Origin of the sequence: Bradyrhizobium sp., assembly GCF_049581145.1 — a bacterium.
In the GTDB taxonomy this organism is placed as follows: Bacteria; Pseudomonadota; Alphaproteobacteria; order Rhizobiales; family Xanthobacteraceae; genus Bradyrhizobium.
Map to the genome: position 1 here is coordinate 1 of NZ_JBAURI010000276.1, position 5,070 is coordinate 5,070.

7 protein-coding genes and 1 pseudogene are annotated in these 5,070 nt (G+C 60.0%); 5 read left to right on the top strand and 3 right to left on the bottom strand.

The window, feature by feature from the left end; translation table 11 throughout:
* Positions 1 to 1,100 (bottom strand): PQQ-dependent dehydrogenase, methanol/ethanol family (locus WCB02_RS09215; protein ID WP_423957687.1); only part of this gene is annotated, 1,100 nt, incomplete at its 3' end.
* A 229-nt stretch (positions 1,101 to 1,329) separates the two neighbouring features.
* Here WCB02_RS09215 and WCB02_RS09220 point away from each other — a divergent pair.
* The 3 genes from WCB02_RS09220 to pqqA all read left to right on the top strand — a co-directional run bounded on the left by WCB02_RS09220 (position 1,330) and on the right by pqqA (position 2,913).
* Complete coding sequence (locus tag WCB02_RS09220) at positions 1,330 to 1,722, top strand: hypothetical protein (protein WP_423957689.1); 393 nt, start codon at positions 1,330 to 1,332, stop codon at positions 1,720 to 1,722.
* A gap of 560 nt (positions 1,723 to 2,282) precedes the next feature.
* On the top strand, positions 2,283 to 2,678 hold the full coding sequence (locus tag WCB02_RS09225; RefSeq protein ID WP_423957691.1) for a calcium-binding protein: 396 nt from the start codon (positions 2,283 to 2,285) through the stop codon (positions 2,676 to 2,678).
* 154 nt (positions 2,679 to 2,832) lie between these two features.
* The gene (gene pqqA, locus WCB02_RS09230) at positions 2,833 to 2,913 is read left to right on the top strand and encodes a pyrroloquinoline quinone precursor peptide PqqA (RefSeq protein ID WP_423957697.1); all 81 of its coding nucleotides are present in this window, start codon (positions 2,833 to 2,835) and stop codon (positions 2,911 to 2,913) included.
* Between the two features lie 117 nt (positions 2,914 to 3,030).
* Here pqqA and WCB02_RS09235 read toward each other — a convergent pair whose 3' ends face one another.
* Complete coding sequence (locus tag WCB02_RS09235; RefSeq protein WP_423957692.1) at positions 3,031 to 3,339, bottom strand: EthD family reductase; 309 nt, start codon at positions 3,337 to 3,339, stop codon at positions 3,031 to 3,033.
* Positions 3,340 to 3,496: 157 nt separating this feature from the next.
* On the opposite strand from WCB02_RS09235, the gene WCB02_RS09240 reads away from it, so the two are divergent.
* Both WCB02_RS09240 and WCB02_RS09245 read left to right on the top strand, forming a co-directional pair.
* Positions 3,497 to 4,363 carry a hypothetical protein gene (locus WCB02_RS09240; RefSeq protein ID WP_423957693.1) on the top strand — a complete coding sequence of 289 codons (867 nt, stop codon included), beginning with the start codon at positions 3,497 to 3,499 and terminating at the stop codon, positions 4,361 to 4,363.
* Between the two features lie 214 nt (positions 4,364 to 4,577).
* Positions 4,578 to 4,814 carry a hypothetical protein gene (locus tag WCB02_RS09245; RefSeq protein WP_423957695.1) on the top strand — a complete coding sequence of 79 codons (237 nt, stop codon included), beginning with the start codon at positions 4,578 to 4,580 and terminating at the stop codon, positions 4,812 to 4,814.
* A 29-nt stretch (positions 4,815 to 4,843) separates the two neighbouring features.
* Here WCB02_RS09245 and WCB02_RS09250 read toward each other — a convergent pair.
* A pseudogene (locus tag WCB02_RS09250) lies at positions 4,844 to 5,070 on the bottom strand (hypothetical protein); the annotation flags it as partial.

The following is a 5,070-nucleotide window of genomic DNA, read 5'->3' on the forward strand; positions in this document are numbered from 1 at the left end:
GTGATGTCGGTCTCGACCGGACGCCCGGTCTTCATGTCGATGCTGGTTGCCCAGTTCACCTTCACATAGGGATTTGCCGCGAGCAGCTTTCCGTTGGTCCGGTCGAGGACATAGAAGAAGCCGTTGCGGTTGGCATCCATCAGCACCTTGGTCGGCTTGCCCTCGACGTTGATGTCGGCGAGCACCATCTCGGCGACCGAATCATAGTCGAACGGATTGTTCGGCGAGAACTGGTAATGCCATTTGATCTTGCCGCTCTTCGGGTCGAGCGCGAGCACCGAACAGGTGAACAGATTGTCGCCAGGGCGCACCGCCGCATTGAACGGACCGGGATTGCCGACGCCCCAATAGACCGTGTTCAGTTCGGGGTCGTAGGAGCCGGTGATCCAGGTCGAGCCGCCGCCCAGCTTCCAGGTGTCGCCTTTCCAGGTGTCGCCGCCGGGTTCATCTGGATTGGGGATCGTGTAGGTGCGCCAGAGATGCTTGCCGGTCTCCGGTTCCCAACCGTCGATGAATCCGCGGGTGCCGAATTCCGCTCCGGAGATACCGGTCAGCACGACGCCATCGGCGACCAGCGGCGCCACGGTCATCGAGTAGCCTTCCTTGATGTCGGCGGCTTTCTGGCGCCAGACTTCCTTGCCGGTCTTCGCGTCGAGCGCAATCACGTTGGCATCGAGCGTGGTGCGGAACAGTTTGCCGCCGAAGATCGCGGCGCCACGGTTGATGATGCCGCAGCATACGATTCGCGGTGTCTCAGGTGGATACTCGACCTTGGTTTTCCAGATCTGCTTGCCGGTCTTGGCATCGATCGCCATCGTGGCAGCGTGGGTCGTAAGGTAGATCACGCCCTGGTAGACGAGCGGCTGCGATTCTTCGCTGCGGTCGTCGGCGAGGCTGTAGCTCCAGACCGGAACGAGGTTCTTTGCGGTGTCGGTATTGATCTGCTTCAGCGGGCTGAAGCGCTGCAGGTTGTAGCCCATGCCGTAGTTGAGAACATTCGACGTATCGGTCGCGCCCTTGACCAACTCGTCGGTGCTCTGCGCGCTCGCGCCATGTGATGCAAAAATGGCAAGGCCTGCGGCCAGCGCAATGCGTTTCATCCATACCCTCCCAAGTCTTATGCGCGCCTATTCTGACGCTGCACGAACAACACTCTGCCGGAACGTAAAAAGCGTCAACACGAAAGCGTTGTGCGGCTGCTGCCTGGAGCAGGTAGCGGGCTGATGTCATTTCCGTAAGTCATTATATTATCGTCTGTTTTTCTCCTCGTCGGCGGCACGAAGATTGCTTTTACGGAGTCTGCCGGGAATAACAGAGGAGAGTAGATGGATGAGATGGATAGTCCTTTGTCTCGGTGTTTTTGGCTGCGCCGGACTCGGAGCGAATGCGCGAGACTTGGGCCAATGGGACGCGGTCGAGCCGGCGATTCGTCAGTGGTATCAGGCTCTGATGCAGCCCGATGTGCCGAATGCGTCGTGTTGCGGCGAGGCCGACGCCTATTGGGCCGATCAGGTCCACGTCAGGGATGGCAAGACCTACGCGGTCATTTCCGATGACCGGCCGGATGCGCCGCGCGGCCGGCCTCACATCGAGAGCGGAACGGAAATCGAAATACCGAACAACAAGCTCAAGTGGGACAAATCGAATCCCACCGGGCACGGTATCGTTTTCCTGAGCCGGACCGGTTACGTATTTTGCTACGTCCAACCGAGCGGCGCCTGATCCGACCATCTCAGAAGGACTTGCTCACAGAAGGACTTGCTCACAAAAGGATTTGCTCGCAGAAGGCCTTGCCGGTGTTCAATCGGTTGGAGCGGCGACGCAGCCATTGGGTCGCGGCTTGGTGCCGCGCTTGTCGATCGGCACCCTGCAATGGTCGATCCGCTGTTCGTCCGTCCATTTTCGGCCGAGCCGCTCCTTATCCGGTAAGCGCTACAGGCGGGCTGGCGGGAGCAGCCGCGCCCGGCGCAAGCGAGTCGGACGGTCTGTCTTGCGCAGACACCGGTATCAAGAAACCGGCGACGAACGGTGAGATGAGCGCGGCTCGGCTGATCGGCCTCACTCGATTGCATCGCTTGGGTTCGGTTCTTGGGCGAGCCGAGCACCCGATAGATGTGCGACCGTAGTCGGAACCTCAGAAAGCTTCCCGGTCCGTTGGATCAAACCGCATTATCTTCACATTGCTCCTGTTACGGAGGAGGATGATGTAGGCAGCGGTTCGCAAGCCCGGTGAGCGACTTAATCGATTCAGCTCATGGCCAGCAACAAGTGGAGATTCACCAATGATATCGCGCCGATCTATTTTCGCGGCGGCGGCTGCCATTCTGGCAAGCGCGCCGGCCTTCGCAGCATCCCGCGCCGATGCCGTCAAGACGTTGGATGCCGATAATGACGGGACGCTGGACCTTGGAGAAGTGAAGAAGGCCGCGTCGGACTTGTTCGCCAAGCTCGATCGCGATCACGACGGCACCCTCGACAGGCGCGAACTGGCGGGCAGGCTGACGGCCAGGGAGTTCGCCGCGGCCGACGCCGATCATGACGGCACGCTGACGCCCGACGAGTACCTTGCGGTGGTCGAGCAACGCTTCAAGACGGCAGATTCGGACAAGGACGGAACCCTGGATGCCAAGGAAATGAAGAGCCATGCCGGCCGAGCCCTGTTGAGGCTGATGAAGTAGCCGGAGACGCATCGGAATCCTTCCAAGTCCTTGCAGAACTTCGAGAACTGACGCGTCAGCTTGCCAAGCTCGCGGCAAGCACTTGCGCGAAGCCCGACGCGGTCTTACCCTTGGCTGGCGCGGACATCGCGCCAGAACTGCTTGGGAGACGCCAATGAAGTGGAATGCACCGAAGATCGTTGAAGTGCCGGTGGGCATGGAAATCAACATGTACGCCTGCGCGGCGCGCAAGTAATACCTCGAAACGAACTGCCCGGCTCGGTCGGCAATCGCTTGCCTCGAGCCGTGGCAGACGTCGTCCCGGATATTCAGGCCGCCGGGCACTCTGGCGGTTGTTTTTGAAGCTTGGTCCTTAGACGTCTTTGGTGTCGAAGAAGTAGAGTTCCGCGCCGCCATCGGCAAAATTGGCAAGATCGCCGGCCGCGGCTTTGCCTTCTGATGACGCGAGACCCGCTTGCAACGCTTCCATCGAATCGAAGTACAGCGTCGCAACCAGATGAACCTCGCTTGGGCCCGTGGGTGCGCCGACCCCGCCCGTGCTGATGTCGTATTTCTTCAAGCCTGGAATTTTCTTCGCGAGCGGGATATGCACGGATGCGTAGTGCTTGTCGAAAGCCTCAGCGTTCTTCGGCTTCTTGTAGAGCACAAGAACTTTTGCCATTTGGTCTCTCCTCCCTGACGTTATTGCCGCATGAGCGGACGGATGTCTGATAGTATATGAGATCGCGGACAAGGCTTTTCCAATTTCTCCTCGCCGCTCCGGCATTTTGATGGGGTTCGGTCGGCGGTGCCACCATTTTGCTATCGTTGGTTTCGACGTGACTGTCCATGCAAGGCCGATCTGGATGACGATGGCGTGCCTTTGCGCGCTGCTTCCGGCCTTGGTTCGTGCCGAAGGCATTGATACGGAACATCTCTTTGGTTTCGTGATCGGCAGCGACGTCGGCGAGGTTGGGGAGCGGGAATTCCAGAGCCAGACCACGGGGCGATTTGGCAGGGACGGGGGAGAGTACCGCGCGACCGACCAGGAGCTTGAACTGGAACTTGTTCCCGTGCCGAATTTTCGAATCGAATTGGGAAGCGCCTTTGCAGCGCACGATATCAGCGGCGTTCCGGATCTTGCGGACCGCGAGCAACTCACCTGGCAGGGGGCGTCTGTCGATCTGCGCTACCGGTTTCTCGGGCGGGAGAGCTCGCCCTTCGGCGTGACTCTGGCAATGGAGAGCCAGGCTGACCGGATCGATGAAACGACGGGTGCGGCGGTCCGCAACTTCGGCACGGAATGGACGCTCGCGTTGGACCGGGAAATCGTTCCAAAACTTGCGGTTGCCGCTCTCAATCTGATCTACCAGCCGGAATGGACCCGCTTCGTTGCCACCGGCGCCGCGGAGCAGGAATCTACGACCGGCGCGGCGCTCGGGGTGATGGCGCAGGTCCGGCCCAACGTCTTCATCGGCGGTGAAGCGCGATACCTGCGGAAATACGATGGCATCGGCCTGGAAGAGCTTGCCGGCCAAGCCTTGTTCATCGGCCCGACGGTTTATTTTCAGCTCTCGGAAAGCTCGCGGCTGACAGCGACCTGGAGCCTTCAGGCGTGGGGACATCCAGCCGGATCGAGCGCGTCCGTCGATCTCATCAATTTCGAACGCCAGCAGGCGCGTCTGATCTTCGGCGTGAACTTCTAGAGCGCGACGCGATCAGGTTGCATCGCCATCGTGCTCATGAAGCATGGATCTTTTCGAAAAACCGCTACGCACCGGATCATGCTCCAAGGCCCGGCGGCAGCCAGGCCCGGCCGGAGCCGCGAGCGCCGGTTTTTCACATTGTGTTGAAACCCGGCACGGCGGGTTTCGTAGCTGAATATGATAATGAATCTCAAACCGGTCAGGGACCTCAGGGATGAATCCGATCGATCTGATCATCACGGTGTGTGCCGTGCTTTCGCCAACCACCTGCGAAGAGACGCATCTGGTCTTCAACTCGAGTGTCTCGCTGAGGCAGTGCGTCATGGCGGCGCCGCCCTACATCGCGCAATGGGTGGGCGAGCATCCGAAGTGGACTGCGGTCAAATGGCGGTGCGAGTACCCGCACACCAATGACAAGGTCGACGCCGGCGAGGGCTCGTCGGCAGGCTGAACGACAATCATGTGGATCCGCCGGAGCGGCTACTTGGTGCAGTCCTTCAAGTCCTTGTCCGTGATGGAAAACACCGCATCCGCCTGGATGTCGATATCTCTCACGACGCATTGCCTGGTGTCGCCGTAACTGACCTTGGCGTCGTAACGCCCGGGTTCGATGCCGGTGATCGGCAGGCGCTCGTCGTGGTCGACCTCTTTGTCCTTGTCGTTCAAGGCCTGGTTGGCTCCCCACGCGTTCTGTCCGGCGGGTGAAA

Excerpts from the sequence above, each read along its gene's own strand:
- WCB02_RS09220 (WP_423957689.1), top strand. The coding sequence starts at position 1,330 with ATGAGATGGATAGTCCTTTGTCTCGGTGTTTTTGGCTGCGCCGGACTC.
- WCB02_RS09225 (WP_423957691.1), top strand. The coding sequence starts at position 2,283 with ATGATATCGCGCCGATCTATTTTCGCGGCGGCGGCTGCCATTCTGGCA.
- pqqA (WP_423957697.1), top strand. The coding sequence starts at position 2,833 with ATGAAGTGGAATGCACCGAAGATCGTTGAAGTGCCGGTGGGCATGGAA.
- WCB02_RS09235 (WP_423957692.1), bottom strand. The coding sequence starts at position 3,339 with ATGGCAAAAGTTCTTGTGCTCTACAAGAAGCCGAAGAACGCTGAGGCT.
- WCB02_RS09245 (WP_423957695.1), top strand. The coding sequence starts at position 4,578 with ATGAATCCGATCGATCTGATCATCACGGTGTGTGCCGTGCTTTCGCCA.